The sequence below is a fragment of the Salinicola halophilus genome, assembly GCF_003206155.1.
GTDB lineage: Bacteria > Pseudomonadota > Gammaproteobacteria > Pseudomonadales > Halomonadaceae > Salinicola > Salinicola halophilus.
Genome location: NZ_PZJV01000001.1, coordinates 275,028 through 288,508, shown reverse-complemented (window position 1 = coordinate 288,508; position 13,481 = coordinate 275,028). Strand labels below are relative to the sequence as shown.

The 13,481-nt window shown below is 61.7% G+C and carries 11 protein-coding genes; 4 read left to right on the top strand and 7 right to left on the bottom strand.

Translation table 11 applies throughout. The features are described from left to right. Nucleotides 1-64: 64 nt before the first annotated feature. The gene (locus DOM33_RS01225) at nt 65-1,456 is read right to left on the bottom strand and encodes an alanine/glycine:cation symporter family protein (protein WP_110665098.1); all 1,392 of its coding nucleotides are present in this window, start codon (nt 1,454-1,456) and stop codon (nt 65-67) included. A gap of 621 nt (nt 1,457-2,077) precedes the next feature. Between DOM33_RS01225 and gcvH the strand changes: the two genes are divergently transcribed. Together gcvH and gcvP are read left to right on the top strand one after the other, a co-directional pair. Beyond that, entirely contained in the window at nt 2,078-2,479 is a 402-nt protein-coding gene (gene gcvH, locus DOM33_RS01220) for a glycine cleavage system protein GcvH (protein ID WP_110665096.1), read from the top strand. Between the two features lie 98 nt (nt 2,480-2,577). Beyond that, the gene (gene gcvP / locus DOM33_RS01215; protein WP_110665094.1) at nt 2,578-5,475 is read left to right on the top strand and encodes an aminomethyl-transferring glycine dehydrogenase; all 2,898 of its coding nucleotides are present in this window, start codon (nt 2,578-2,580) and stop codon (nt 5,473-5,475) included. Between the two features lie 86 nt (nt 5,476-5,561). Here the strand turns inward: gcvP and DOM33_RS01210 are convergent, their stop codons facing one another. Further along, nucleotides 5,562-6,482, bottom strand: a complete 921-nt coding sequence (locus DOM33_RS01210) for a LysR family transcriptional regulator (protein WP_110667408.1) — start codon at nt 6,480-6,482, stop codon at nt 5,562-5,564. A 230-nt stretch (nt 6,483-6,712) separates the two neighbouring features. Here DOM33_RS01210 and DOM33_RS01205 point away from each other — a divergent pair, with 230 nt between their 5' ends. Next, a complete protein-coding gene (locus DOM33_RS01205; RefSeq protein ID WP_110665093.1) occupies nt 6,713-7,000 on the top strand; it encodes a YfcL family protein in 288 nt (95 codons plus the stop codon). 23 nt (nt 7,001-7,023) lie between these two features. Beyond that, nucleotides 7,024-8,388 (top strand): nucleotide 5'-monophosphate nucleosidase PpnN, encoded by a 1,365-nt coding sequence (ppnN, locus tag DOM33_RS01200; protein ID WP_110665091.1) that lies wholly within the window; start codon nt 7,024-7,026, stop codon nt 8,386-8,388. Nucleotides 8,389-8,608: 220 nt separating this feature from the next. Here the strand turns inward: ppnN and DOM33_RS01195 are convergent, their stop codons facing one another. From DOM33_RS01195 to pheS, 5 genes are all read right to left on the bottom strand, one after another. Then, the gene (locus tag DOM33_RS01195; protein ID WP_110665089.1) at nt 8,609-8,980 is read right to left on the bottom strand and encodes a hypothetical protein; all 372 of its coding nucleotides are present in this window, start codon (nt 8,978-8,980) and stop codon (nt 8,609-8,611) included. An 11-nt stretch (nt 8,981-8,991) separates the two neighbouring features. Then, nucleotides 8,992-9,453 (bottom strand): flavodoxin domain-containing protein, encoded by a 462-nt coding sequence (locus DOM33_RS01190; RefSeq protein ID WP_110665087.1) that lies wholly within the window; start codon nt 9,451-9,453, stop codon nt 8,992-8,994. 164 nt (nt 9,454-9,617) lie between these two features. Beyond that, nucleotides 9,618-9,926: an integration host factor subunit alpha gene (gene ihfA / locus DOM33_RS01185; protein ID WP_110665085.1), complete on the bottom strand. Its 309-nt coding sequence runs from the start codon at nt 9,924-9,926 to the stop codon at nt 9,618-9,620. A gap of 26 nt (nt 9,927-9,952) precedes the next feature. Further along, nucleotides 9,953-12,331, bottom strand: a complete 2,379-nt coding sequence (pheT, locus tag DOM33_RS01180; protein WP_110665083.1) for a phenylalanine--tRNA ligase subunit beta — start codon at nt 12,329-12,331, stop codon at nt 9,953-9,955. A 24-nt stretch (nt 12,332-12,355) separates the two neighbouring features. Beyond that, nucleotides 12,356-13,375 carry a phenylalanine--tRNA ligase subunit alpha gene (gene pheS / locus DOM33_RS01175; RefSeq protein WP_110665081.1) on the bottom strand — a complete coding sequence of 340 codons (1,020 nt, stop codon included), beginning with the start codon at nt 13,373-13,375 and terminating at the stop codon, nt 12,356-12,358. Between the last annotated feature and the right edge of the window lie 106 nt (nt 13,376-13,481).

Below are 13,481 nucleotides of genomic sequence, written 5' to 3'. Positions count from 1 at the left end.
GGGTTTCTCGCCTCCGGTGAGAGGCGCTACGCGTCGGATGAAGATCGAGAGCGATTCGCCGCCCTTAGCGATCCCGGTGAGAGTCCAGCTCCTCGCCGGGCAGCACCGTCTTGCCCGCAAAGTAATCACGCGTCAGCTTGAAGACGACCGGCGACAGCAGCGCCAGCGCGATCAGGTTGGGAATCGCCATCATTGCATTGAAGGTATCGGCGATGAGCCAGATGAGATCGAGTTGCGCCATCGCCCCCACCGGTACCGCGAGGACGAAGACAACACGGTAGACGACGATCGCCCGATCGCCGAAGAGATACTGGAAGCACTTTTCGCCGTAGAAGGACCAGCCGAGAATGGTGGTGAAGGCAAACACCGCCAGCGCGATGGCCACGATCGACTGCCCGAAGCCCGGCAAGCCGCTGTCGAACGCCAGCGACGTGAGCCCCGCCCCGCTCTCGCCATCCAGCCAGTGCGACGACGTCAGGATCACCAGCGCCGTCATGGTGCAGACCACCAGCGTATCGATGAAGGTGCCCAGCATCGCGATCAGGCCCTGACGTACCGGATTGCGCGTCTGCGCCGCCGCATGCGCGATGGGAGCGCTACCCAGCCCCGCTTCGTTGGAGAATATCCCCCGGGCGACACCGAACCGGATGGCCGCCGCCACGGCCGCCCCTGCGAACCCGCCGCTGGCGGCGATCGGCTGGAAAGCGTATTCGAAGATCATGCCGAGCGCCCCGAGTATCTGATCGGCATTGATGATCAGCACCACGACACTGGCGCTGAAATAAGCGATCGCCATCAGCGGCACCAGCTTGCCAGCGACCTGAGAGATACGCTTGATACCTCCGAGAATCACCGCCCCCGCCAGCACCATGATGACCAGCCCCGTCACCCAGGCCGGAATGCCGAAGGAAGTCGTGAGCGCATCCGCCACCGAGTTCGCCTGCACCGTATTACCGATACCGAATGCCGCCACCGCGCCGAAAAAGGCGAACATGCCGCCCAGCCACGCCCAGCGTTTACCCAGACCGTTACGGATGTAGTACATCGGACCGCCGACGTGGTTACCCTGGGAGTCCGTTTCACGATAGCGCACCGCCAGCACGGCTTCTGCGAACTTGGTCGCCATACCGACCAGTGCGGTCAGCCACATCCAGAACACCGCGCCCGGCCCGCCGAGGGCGATGGCTGTCGCGACACCCGCGATATTGCCGGTGCCGATCGTTGCCGACAGCGCCGTCATCAGCGCGTTGAAAGGCGATATCTCGCCCTGATCGCGATCGCTCGACTCGCTGCTGCGCCCCTTCCACAGCAGGCCGAACCCTTCATCGAGCTTGCGAATCGGCATCAGCCGTAGCCCGAACTGAAGATAGAGCCCCACGCCAAACAGCAGGATCAACATGAGCGGACCCCATACCACACTGTTGATGGCGCTGAAGAGAGTATTGAGTAGTTCCACGTTGCACCCCGTCGTTTCGATTGTTGTTGGAGCTTCCAGGCCTTGCACCGCGACGGCTGAATACCCCGCGTCATACCTTCGGCTACCTATCGATGTTGCCTCGCGTCTTCCATCAGCGCAAAACACGAGCGCCAAGCAATACGTCTCGCGACGCCAATCGCCCTCGCTTGCCGATCCCGCTGTCGAACGAGATAGAATCTGGTCGTGAGACGAGACTTGCGCTGACCTCAGCCCGGCGCGCAACGCGCAAGCGCCGTGAAAGGACGCATCGAGGGGCGTTTCACCTTAACCAACCGCTTCATCGTTTCCAATAAGAAACAGGTGTCGGCGGTGCCGCGGTCTCTTGCCGCAGTCGCGTGTACGACGAATGCGACAAAGGGCCCTCGGCGCTCGCCTGTAGCTGTCGGCGACGCGCCTCGAGGAGGACTCGTCGCAATTAGACGCCGAGGGATCTAGACGATGCCGGAGTCTGGGTTCAACCTGAATTGGCACCTTTGGCGGGAAAGGGTACGAAAAACCGCCCGCGCTGGCGCAAGAATCGGTATCCCAATCCGGCTTCCCTTGGTGCATAATGCCGTTAAAATTTCTTCAGACGATCAACGTTTCGTATAGGAAACTTCCATGAGCGATATTCCCAGCAAACTGCTCTATACCGATAGCCACGAGTGGGTACTCGACCACGGTGACGGCAGCGTTACCGTGGGCATCACCGATCATGCTCAGCAAGCGCTGGGCGACGTCGTCTTCGTGGAACTGCCGGAAGCCGGTCGCGAAGTCGACGCCGGCGACGAGTTCGGCGTCATCGAATCGGTCAAAGCGGCATCGGATCTCTATGCGCCTCTGGGCGGCGAGATCATCGAAGTCAACGAGGCCCTGGAAGATGCCCCCGAAACCGTCAACGACTCGCCCTACAGCGACGGCTGGATTCTGAAACTCAAGCTCTCGGATCAAGCCGAGCTAGAGTCGCTCATGGATGCCGAGGCCTACGCCGAACTCGTCGCGGCCGAGCAGGACGACGAATAACGCCGGACGCCTGACGCATCAGCCGCCGGCGATACGCTGGCGGCGCTTTCATAGCCTCTAGCGCCCCCTCTCCTCTGCCACTCCCGCTGGACTCGATCATGCCCACCGATTCTCGTACGCTCGCCGAGCTGGCCAACCACGAAGATTTCCTAACCCGTCACAACGGCCCCGATCGCCGCGACGTCGCCGACATGCTCTCGACACTCGGTCTCGCATCGATCGAATCGCTCGTCGCACGCACGATTCCGGCCTCGATTCGCCTGGATCGGGAGCTGGCGCTGGACGGGCCGCGCGGCGAATCCGAAGCGCTCGATTACCTTCGCGGTCTGGCGCGACAGAACAAGGTCTTCAAGAGCTACATCGGACAGGGTTATCACCCCACGCATCTGCCGGCAGTGATCCAGCGCAACGTGCTCGAGAACCCGGGCTGGTATACCGCGTATACGCCCTATCAGCCGGAAATCGCGCAAGGCCGGCTCGAAGGTCTGCTCAACTTCCAGCAGATGGTGACCGATCTTACGGGGATGACCATCGCCAACGCGTCGCTGCTCGACGAAGCGACGGCCGCTGCCGAGGCAATGGCACTTTGCCGTCGCTCGAACAAGAAGCACAAGAGCGACCGCTTCTTCGTCGCCGATGACGTGCTGCCGCAGACGCTCGACGTGCTGCAAACGCGGGCGGCGTACTTGGGCTTCGAACTGGTGGTGGCGTCGGCCAGCTCACTGGGCGAACACGACGTCTTCGGCGCGTTGCTTCAGTATCCCGGCGTCGATGGAGACATCGGCGATCTCGAAGCGCGCATCGCGCAGGCCAAGTCGAAGCAGACCATGGTCTGTGTCGCCGCCGACCTGATGAGCCTGGTGTTATTGAAGGCGCCGGGCGAGATGGGGGCGGATATCGTCCTCGGTAGCGCGCAGCGCTTCGGTGTTCCGATGGGCTACGGTGGCCCGCACGCAGCTTATTTCGCCGTCAGTGACGCCCTCAAGCGGGCGCTACCGGGGCGCGTCATCGGCGTCTCTCGCGATAGTCGCGGCCGGCCTGCACTGCGCATGGCAATGCAGACACGCGAACAGCACATTCGCCGCGAAAAGGCGACCTCCAACATCTGTACCGCTCAGGCGCTACTGGCCAACATCGCGGGTTTCTATGCCGTCTACCATGGCGCCGCCGGGCTGCGTACCATCGCCGGGCGCATGCATCGCCTCACGACGCTGCTCGCTCACGGTCTGCGCCAGCACGGTATCGCGCTGAAAAACGATAGCTGGTTCGACACCCTCACCCTGGTCGGTGTCGATAGCCATCGCATTCACGGACGCGCCCTCACCCGCGAGGTGAATCTGCGCTACCCCCGCGACGGTGAAGTTGGCGTGAGCCTTAACGAGACCACCACGGCGGCGGATCTGGCCGAGCTCTTCGACGTGTTGATCGGCGATGAGCACGGGCTCAACGTGGGCGAACTTGACCGAGCGGTGATCGCACAAGGGGACAGTGCGATTCCCGGCGCCTATCGGCGTACCAGTGACTTCCTCACGCACTCGAATTTCAGCCGGTTCCACAGCGAGACCGAGATGCTGCGCTATCTCAAACGCCTCGAGAATCGCGATCTCTCGTTGACGCACGCCATGATTCCGCTGGGTTCTTGCACCATGAAGCTGAACGCCACCAGCGAAATGGTGCCGATCACCTGGCCGGAATTTTCCAACATTCACCCCTTCGCCCCGACCGATCAGGTCAGCGGCTATCGCCAGATGATCACCGAGCTCAGCGACTTTCTGATCGAGATCACAGGCTACGACGCACTCTCGATGCAGCCGAACTCCGGCGCACAGGGTGAATACGCCGGCCTGGTAGCGATTCGGCGCTACCAAGCGGCTATCGGCGAAGGGCATCGCGACATTTGCCTGATCCCCAGCTCCGCCCATGGCACCAATCCCGCATCGGCCGCGATGGCGCAGATGAAAGTCGTCGTCGTGGAGTGCGACCGTGACGGCAACATCGACATGACGGATCTACGCGAGAAGGCAGAAAAGCATCGGGACGTGCTGTCGGCAATCATGTTGACTTACCCCTCGACTCACGGCGTTTTCGAAGAGAACGTTCGCGATGCCTGCGCTCTGGTGCACGACAACGGCGGCCAGGTCTACATCGATGGTGCCAACATGAACGCTCAGGTCGGGCTCTGCCGCCCGGGGGATTTCGGCGGCGACGTATCGCATCTGAATCTGCACAAGACTTTCTGTATACCCCATGGCGGTGGTGGTCCTGGCATGGGCCCGATCGGCGTCAAGGCGCATCTCGCGCCCCATCTGCCAAACCACGTGGTAACGCCAGTCGACGGTGTCGATGCGAATTCGGGTGCGGTGGCAGCCGCCGCTTTCGGCAGTGCCTCGATACTTCCGATCTCCTGGGCCTACATCAAGATGATGGGAGCGCGAGGACTGCGCGAGGCGACAGAGCTTGCCATTCTCAATGCCAACTACATCGCTCATCGGCTCGCGTCGCACTATTCGGTGCTCTACAAAGGTGCCAACGGCACCGTCGCTCACGAATGCATTCTGGACGTTCGACCCTTGAAAGCAGCCTGCGGCATCACCGAAGAGGATATCGCCAAGCGGCTGATGGACTACGGCTTCCACGCCCCGACCATGTCGTTCCCGGTCGCCGGCACGCTGATGGTCGAGCCGACCGAATCGGAGTCACGCTACGAGCTGGATCGCTTCTGCGATGCCATGATCGCGATTCGCGAAGAGATCCGCCGAATCGAATCGGGTGAGTGGTCGAAAACGGACAACCCCCTGGTACTCGCCCCGCACACCCAGCAAGACGTCACCGACGAGACCTGGGATCGACCTTACTCTCGCGAGCTCGGCGTCTTCCCGACGCAGGCAGTACGAGACGCGAAGTACTGGCCGGCGGTCAATCGCGTGGACAACGTCTATGGGGACCGCAACCTGATCTGCAGCTGCCCGCCGATCGATGCCTATCGCGACCGTTAAGCGAGGCGGTATCGTCACGCAGTAGCCATGAACGCCAGCGGCCGNNGCGGCCGCTGGCGTTGTCGACTCCGACAATCGTCGCGACCCTACGTTTCCTCCAGCGTAGGCAACTCGCTGTAGCCATAGAGCGAGTTGAGCCGCTGCTGACGGAAGGTATCGAGTAGCTGACGGTAACGTTTGGGCAGGGTGGCATCGCGCCGGGCAATGAGATAGAGCGTCTCGTAGACGGGTTGGTCCAACGACAGTTCCTTGACCTGTCGCTGCCAGGGCGAGGTCTCGAGCACCGGTCGCGGCACGACCGTGAAACCCAGTCCGCGCGCCACCGCATCGAGAACCTGCCCCACCTCATTGGTGAAGCCGCGCCGAGGAAAACGGTTCATGCCGCGAAACTCACCGGCAAAGTTCTGCTTGAATACTCGGCTGGCGTTGGCTTCACCATCGATGTAGTCGACGAATCCCAGGGCTAACAGCTCCCCGAAACTGGTCCCAGTGAAATCGGCCGGAACCACCACGCACAGCGGCTCCTGATACCAAGACTGGCAGTCGAGTTCGGCGTGTTTCGCCTCATCGGTCGCGATGCCCACGTCCAGGCGACCCGCCGCGACCTCCTGCGTAATATCGCGATTGAAAGCGAAGCTATAGTGGATCGTGAGGCCCGGGTACATCTGCTGATAGCCGAGCAGAAACGGATAGAACATCAGTCCGACGCTACCCGGCGAAGCGATACGGCACTCTCCGCTGTCCGTGGAGTCATCATCCAGCGAGTGACGGAACTGCTCGTGCTCGGCGAAGAGCTTCACCGCGTAGTCGTAGGTTCGTCGGCCCGCCTCGGTCAGCGAAAAACGTCGTCCGTGACGATTGATCAGGGGGCGGTCCACGGACTCTTCGAGCTTTCTCACGTGCTGACTGACGCCGGGCTGGGTCATCTCCAGCTTACGCGCGGTCTGGGTAAAGCTCCCCGTCTCGACGAGCATCATGAAGGTACGAAAGTATTGGGCGTTGAACATGAGAAGCGAGATCACTCGGACTGGGCGGCTATCGTTGAATCCGACATTGGCATAGACAGCACCGGCGTGAGATAACGCACGTTTTTGATGCCATGTCTTGGAAATCATAGCAATTTATACTTATAGCCGCATCGCGGCCGTTGTGGCGCTTTCGTCTTAGAGGCGCTCTGCGACCTGTACAACCCCCGTGTTAACATTCGAGGCCACTTCATCAAGAGACGCCGAGCATCATGTCCGACCCCTTTGCACAGCGTGCCACGACCGTGCAGCGCACGCTGCTCGCCATGGAAGAACAAGCCGACGACGACCAGCTTTTCGCACTGGGCTACATGATCCCCCAGATCGGGTTAGTTCAGGAGATGGCCGACTACGACCCGCAGGCGGTCGTCGCCGAAGACTTCGATGCCACCTACTGGGAGTGGCTCGAAGGCACCTTCGCCCAGGACAGCATGAGCGACGCCGACCGCGAGCAGATCGCCGCGCTCTGGCGTACCGCACTCGCTCGTATCGATCACTGAACGCTTGTCGCCCGAGGATAGTCATGCCCGAAACGCTCTCGACCATCGTCTCCCCCGAGGGGAGTCTCGAAATTCTCTCCCAGTCGGAGGTCAACCGTCTTCGCGACACGTCGGGAAGTGGGCTTCACGACCTGCTGCGCCGCTGCGCGCTGGCTATTCTCAACTGTGATACCCCAACCGACGATGGCCTCGCCGTCATGGAAGCCTACCGCGACTTCGATATCGAAGTGCTCCAGCAGGATCGCGGCATTCGCCTGAAGCTCACCAACGCGCCGGCCTGCGCCTTCGTCGACGGCCGCATGATTCGCGGTATTCGAGAACAGCTTTCGGCGGTGCTGCGAGACATCGTCTACGTCTACAACGAGATTCAGAACAATCCGCGGTTCGATCTCGACACCAACGAAGGCTCGACCAACGCCGTCTTCCACATCCTGCGCAACGCCGGCACCCTGCGCACTGCGCAGGAGCCCAATCTAGTGGTCTGCTGGGGCGGGCACTCGATCACCCGCGAGGAGTATGACTACACCAAAAGCGTTGGCTACCACATGGGCCTGCGTGGCATGGACATCTGCACCGGGTGTGGACCAGGTGCGATGAAAGGGCCGATGAAGGGCGCGAACTTGGCGCACGCCAAGCAGCGACGTTACGAAAGCCGGTATCTCGGCATTTCCGAACCGGGAATCATCGCCGCCGAATCGCCCAATCCCATCGTCAACGAACTCGTGATCATGCCGGACATCGAGAAGCGTCTCGAAGCGTTCGTCCGCATTGGCCACGGTATCGTGGTATTTCCCGGCGGCGTTGGGACCGCCGAGGAGATTCTCTACCTGCTGGGCATTCTGACCCACCCCGACAACCGTGATGTCCCTTTCCCGGTGATCTTCACAGGCCCCGAGAGCGCCCGTGACTACTTCCTACGCATCGACGAATTCCTACGCTATACCCTCGGCGATGAGGTCGCGCAGTACTACCGCATCGTGATCGCCGACCCGATCAGCGTTGCCCAGCAGATGCGGGATACGATCGCCGAGGTGGCTCGCTTTCGGCGCGAGCAGAACGACGCTTTCTACTTCAACTGGAGGCTGACGATCGAGCGGGGGTTTCAGCAGCCTTTCGAGCCCACTCATGAAGCGATGGCTTCGCTGGCTCTGCATCGAGAGCAGCCACGCCACGAACTCGCCGCCAATCTGCGTCGGGCGTTTTCGGGTATCGTCGCGGGCAACGTCAAGGAGAGTGGTGTTCGCGCGATCGCCGCTCGCGGTCCATTCCAGCTACGCGCCGAACCCGAACTCATGAAACGACTCGATGCACTACTGACCTCGTTCGTCGCCCAGGGACGCATGAAACTGCCGGGACGTGAATACGTGCCCTGCTATACGCTCGGTTGAATCGATCGCGTTATCTGCCGGCGATGTCCACGAGCGAACCAAGCCGCAAGCGAAGCTTGCCACGACAGAAACACCGCAGTGGGCATATGAAGGTGCGATACAAAACGGCGAGCCACATGGGCTCGCCGTTTTTCTTGGCGCTGTCGCTTCGCGGGCTACCGAGCGATAGTGAAAGGTTGACGGTGCGATCTACAGGCCCGTGAGCGGTTCGAGAGTGTGCTCAGCGGCGCTCCCGCCAGAGTCGGGAAACCGCATGTAGAAGGAGTCCCAGCGCCGCCCCTTGAGAAGCGACCAGGCTCCAGACGATTCCCTCTGTCTGCGAAATTTGCCAGACCGCCATCAGTAGGTATCCGCCGGCGAAACAGAGCGCCAGCCACTTCAGCGCGCTTGGGCATCTCGACCGCTCACTCGGCTGCATCATTCGCCAGAAGACGATGAGCGCGATCGACACCGCGGCCAGCAGAATCATCAGCAGCGTCACGCGGGTCTCATCGCGTACGATCCAGTAGCGCGGCAGCGATGAAAGCATCACTGCCGCCAGGCCGGCGAGCACGCTCCAACGCGTCGCCGTGAAAGGCGTCGTTCGGATCATCGGTTCACCGCTCACTGAGACAGTCCCTGCGCTTCGATCCAGGATTCCGCCCACGGCAGCGCTGCATCGTCCGCCATGAAAGTCTCCATGGCGTCGATTTCCAGGCGCTCACCCAGTCGCTCGGCCCCGAGATCCTCCAGGATCAAATCGAGCGCGCGCCCCGAGCCACAGAAGGTCTCGGCATAGGAGCTATCGCCCAGAGCGATGAGACCGTAGCGCAACCCGGACAGACTCGGCGGGGACGATTTCAGTTGACGCACGAAGGGTACGAAGTCGCCGGGAAAATCGCCGCTGCCGGTGGTCGAGAGACAGAAAAGCGCCAGCGCCGGCATCGGCTCCACCAAGTCATCGAGTGTCGGCTTATCGATGATCGACACGTCGTACCCCGCCCGCTCGAACAGCGGCGATATCTGTTCGGCCACGTCCAGGGCACCACCGTAGACCGTTCCGACGTAGATGTTCATCTTCGGCATAGACACGTTTCACAGATCGAGAATGGGAACGAAATCTTAGCACAGCGCCACGACTTACCTCAGCGACGATACTCATCGATGGCCCCGACGAAGGCGATAAACCGCACAAAAAAACCGCCTACCGGCAAAGTGCCGGTAGGCGGTCTGATCCTGTTCGCGCGGTGCTATTCCTGCTGTAGCTCACCATCGAAACTCTCGACCTTCGCCTTGAGTTTCTGGCCCGGCCGAAAGGTCACCACCCGACGCGCGGAGATCGGGATCTCCTCCCCCGTTTTCGGATTGCGTCCGGGGCGCTCTCGCTTGTCGCGGAGATCGAAGTTGCCGAATCCCGAAAGCTTGACCTGCTCGTTCTCGCGCAGACAGCCGCGAATCTCTTCGAAAAACGTCTCCACCATGAACTTGGCTTCTCGCTTGGAGAAGCCGAGTTCGGCGTGGAGATGTTCCGCCAGTTCAGCTTTGGTCAGCGCTCCCATGATCGCTCCTTGCGCGGAATGACAGATCAACTTCGCAGTACGGCGTCGAATCGAGTCTGGGCCCGTTCGACCACTGCCGCGATTAACTGGTTGATTTCTTCGTCATTGAGAGTGCGCGAAGGATGTTGCCAGGTCAAGCCTAGCGCGAGGCTCTTGTAACCCGGTTCGACCCCTTTGCCCTGGTAGACATCGAATAGCTGCGCCTGAGTCAACCACTCGCCAGCCTGCTCGCGAATCGCCTCGAGTAACGAACCCACGCTCGTCGTCTCGTCGACGACGAACGCCAGATCGCGACGCACTTCCGGGAAGCGTGACAGCGGTGAGAACTCGGCGACCCGGCCAGCGACCAGCGAGTCCTGCTCGATTTCGAACAGATAGACTTCGGGCTTGATACCCAACTGCGACTGATGGGTGGGATGCAGCGCACCGATCCAGCCCACCGGCCGCTCGTCACGGTAAAGCCGTGCACAGCGGCCAGGATGTAGAGCAGGATGCACTTCGGGCACGAAGCGCCAACGGCTCGACTCGCCGCTGAGCGCGATGAGCGATTCCACATCCCCCTTGATATCGAAGAAGTCGAAGGCTTCACGGCGGGCGTTCCAACCCTCGACGTCTCGAGCCCCGCAAATGACCCCGCCCACCATGGCCGGCTGTTCCAGATCATTCAGCGAACCGCGAAACACCAGCCCGGATTCGAACAGACGGATCCGTGACTGCTGCCGGTTGAGGTTGTGCATCAGCGCCTTGAGCAAGCCAGGAAACAGGCTATGACGCATCACCGACATGTCGCTGGAAATCGGGTTGGCGAGCGTCGGCGAGACAGCCGCCGGCTCGATCATCGCCTGTAGATCGGGCGAGACGAAGCTGTAGGTAATCGCCTCCTGATAGCCTCGAGAAACCAGGTGCCGACGCAGACGCGCCAGGGGCTGCGTCGCTTCTTCATCCGGCGCCAGCGCCGGGCGGGCCTGCGGACGACGAACCGGCAAGCGGTTGTACCCGTGGATCCTCGCAAGCTCTTCGATGAGATCTTCTTCGATAGCGATATCGAACCGCCAGGACGGTGCCTGGACCCTCCAGCCGGCGTCGCTCACGGTCACGCTCATGCCCAGCCGTGCGAGTATGTCTTCGATCTCTTCGGCGGGCAGTGTGACACCCAGGCAGGCATCCAGCCGTTCGCGGCGCAGATGAATGGAGGAAACCGGCGCCGATCGATCGCCAACGGTCTCGATGACGGGGCCCGGGCGACCGCCGACGATCGAAACAAGCAGCGCCGTCGCCCGCTCGATCGCCGCCTCGACCAGCTGAGGGTCGACGCCGCGTTCGAACCGGTGAGAGGCGTCGGTATGCAGACCGTAGCGTCGCGCGGTTCCCGCCACGGCGAGCGGCGTGAAGAACGCAGCCTCGATGAAGAGATGGCGCGTCGCCCGGGTCACCCCGGAGGCTGCCCCACCCATGACACCGGCTATCGCCAGCGGCCCGCTGCCATCGGCGATGACCAGCGTCTCGCCATCCAGCGCGACTCGCTGGCCGTCGAGCAATGTCAATGACTCGCCCTCGGCCGCATGACGCACCTCGATGCCGGAGGTGAGACGCTCTCGATCGAAGGCATGCAGCGGCTGGCCCAGCTCGAGCATCACGTAGTTGGTGACATCCACGGCGGGATCGATCGTCCGGATACCGCTACGCCGCAGCCGCTCCGACATCCAGAGTGGCGTCGCCGCGTTGAGGTCGACATCTTCGAGCATTCGGCCAAGATAGCGCGGACAGTGCGCCCCGGCCGTGATGCTCACCGAAAAGCGCGCATCCGAGACCGCCTCGACAGCGGCGATGCTTGGTGGCGTTACGCTCTCTCGTGTCACAACGCCCACTTCTCGCGCCATACCGCGAATGCTCAGACAGTCGCCGCGATTGGGGGTCAGATCGACTTCGATGGTGTGATCGTCGAGCTGCATCCAGGTGCGGAAATCCTCGCCAAGTGGCGCGTCTTCGGGCAGGACATAGATTCCCTCCGAGCGCTCCTCTTCCAAGCCAAGCTCGGAGGCGGAGCAGATCATGCCGCGAGACTCGACGCCGCGAAGCTTGGCTTTCTTGATTTTGAAATCGTCCGGCAATATCGCTCCCACGCGAGCGAAAGGCACTTTCTGCCCCTCGGCGACGTTGGGCGCACCGCAGACGACTTGCACGGACTCGCCGCTGCCATCGTCGACCTGGCAGACATTGAGCTTGTCGGCGTCAGGATGCGGCGCCTTGGCGATTACCTTGGCGACCACCACGCCATGGAAGACGCTACCGACGGCTTCGACCGCGTCGACCTCGAGGCCGGCCATGGTGACGGCATCTGCTAGCGGCTGTGTCTCCAGCACAGGAGAAACCCACTCGCGCAGCCACGCTTCGGAAAACTTCATCTCGCTACTCCTTGGGCGCGTGGGTCAGTTGAACTGGCGCAGAAAGCGCAGGTCGTTATCGAAGAACAGGCGCAGGTCGTTGACACCGTAACGCAGCATGGCAAGCCGCTCCGCTCCCATGCCGAAGGCGAAACCGGTGAACCGCTCGGTGTCGACACCGGCGTGCTCGAAGACCGCCGGGTGGACCATGCCGCAGCCCATCACCTCCAGCCATCCGCTGCGCGAACAGACACGACATCCCTCGCCGCGACACATCACGCACTGGATATCGACTTCAGCCGACGGCTCGGTAAAGGGAAAGTAGGAGGGCCGGAATCTGACTTCGAGATCGTCGCGCTCGAAAAACGCCTGTAGAAAGTCGGCAATCGTGCCTTTGAGGTCTGCAAAGCTCACGCCTTCATCGACCAGCAACCCCTCCACCTGATGGAACATCGGAGTGTGCGTTAGATCGGAATCGCTGCGGTAGACCCGGCCCGGGCAGACGATGCGAATCGGCGGTTCCTGCGCCTGCATGGTGCGAACCTGCACCGGCGACGTATGGGTACGAAGCAACCGCTTGGTGTCGAAATAGAAGGTATCGGCCATCCCACGCGCCGGATGATGCGCGGGAATATTCAAGGCTTCGAAGTTGTGAAAATCGTCTTCGATTTCTGGACCGACGGCGACTTCGAAACCGATACGTTGAAACAGCCCTTCAATACGTTCGAGCGTCTTGGTGACGGGGTGCAAGCCGCCCCCCGGCTCGCCTCGCCCAGGCAAGGTGACGTCAACCCGCTCCGCGTCGAGTCGCGAGGCGAGCTCTGCCTGCTCGAGCGCCTGTTTGCGCGCATCGAGCTCTTGCTGCAACAGCTGCTTGGCTTCGTTGATGCGCTCACCCGCTGCCGGGCGCTCTTCGGCCGGCAACTGACCCAGGCCTTTGAGCAGCGCCGTCATTTCGCCTTTCTTGCCCAAGAACCGCACCCGAACCTGATCGAGTGACTGCGCGTCTTCGGCCGCGGCGATCGCCGCTTTCGCCTCGCTAACCAGGGCGGGAAGATGGTCCATCCGTCGAGCTCCGCTTGTCTTTCGTTACGCTCCGCCGAAACCGTCAATCCAACGATACGGCACAAAAAAACAGGGGAAGAGCGGCTGCCCTTCCCCTGTATCGGTC

What these genes read in the sequence shown, in the direction of transcription:
- DOM33_RS01195 (WP_110665089.1), bottom strand. Translation starts at nt 8,980, where the DNA reads ATGATCCGAACGACGCCTTTCACGGCGACGCGTTGGAGCGTGCTCGCC.
- gcvP (WP_110665094.1), top strand. Translation starts at nt 2,578, where the DNA reads ATGCCCACCGATTCTCGTACGCTCGCCGAGCTGGCCAACCACGAAGAT.
- ihfA (WP_110665085.1), bottom strand. Translation starts at nt 9,926, where the DNA reads ATGGGAGCGCTGACCAAAGCTGAACTGGCGGAACATCTCCACGCCGAA.
- DOM33_RS01210 (WP_110667408.1), bottom strand. Translation starts at nt 6,482, where the DNA reads ATGTTCAACGCCCAATACTTTCGTACCTTCATGATGCTCGTCGAGACG.
- pheT (WP_110665083.1), bottom strand. Translation starts at nt 12,331, where the DNA reads ATGAAGTTTTCCGAAGCGTGGCTGCGCGAGTGGGTTTCTCCTGTGCTG.
- gcvH (WP_110665096.1), top strand. Translation starts at nt 2,078, where the DNA reads ATGAGCGATATTCCCAGCAAACTGCTCTATACCGATAGCCACGAGTGG.
- pheS (WP_110665081.1), bottom strand. Translation starts at nt 13,375, where the DNA reads ATGGACCATCTTCCCGCCCTGGTTAGCGAGGCGAAAGCGGCGATCGCC.
- DOM33_RS01190 (WP_110665087.1), bottom strand. Translation starts at nt 9,453, where the DNA reads ATGCCGAAGATGAACATCTACGTCGGAACGGTCTACGGTGGTGCCCTG.
- DOM33_RS01205 (WP_110665093.1), top strand. Translation starts at nt 6,713, where the DNA reads ATGTCCGACCCCTTTGCACAGCGTGCCACGACCGTGCAGCGCACGCTG.
- ppnN (WP_110665091.1), top strand. Translation starts at nt 7,024, where the DNA reads ATGCCCGAAACGCTCTCGACCATCGTCTCCCCCGAGGGGAGTCTCGAA.